The organism is Vibrio sp. HI00D65 (assembly GCF_001635455.1).
Taxonomy (GTDB): domain Bacteria; phylum Pseudomonadota; class Gammaproteobacteria; order Enterobacterales; family Vibrionaceae; genus Vibrio.
This window is the reverse complement of the sequence record NZ_LWEH01000027.1, coordinates 1-319: the sequence shown is the minus strand read 5'-3', so window position 1 is coordinate 319 and position 319 is coordinate 1. Positions and strand designations below refer to the sequence as shown.

Here is a 319-nt window from a genome sequence, read left to right as displayed (position 1 = left end):
TAAAGCCCAAATTGGTAAAGGTATGTGGCCAGAACCTGATAACATGGCCAAGATGATGGATGCCAAAATTGGTCACCCACGAGCGGGTGCTAATACCGCTTGGGTTCCTTCGCCAACCGCTGCTACTTTGCACGCATTGCACTACCACAAGGTGAGTGTTCCGAGTCGCCAAAAAGAGCTGCGCGAGCGTGTGAGAGCAAACGTTGACGATATCCTTACTATTCCTCTACTGGGTAATCAAAAGCTAACTGCACAAGATATTCAAAATGAATTGGATAACAACACGCAAGGCATTCTAGGTTACGTAGTGCGTTGGATT

General features: G+C 47.0%; 1 pseudogene. It reads left to right on the top strand.

The features are described 5' to 3' along the window. Positions 1 to 319, top strand: a pseudogene (locus A3712_RS06330) (malate synthase G); the annotation flags it as partial.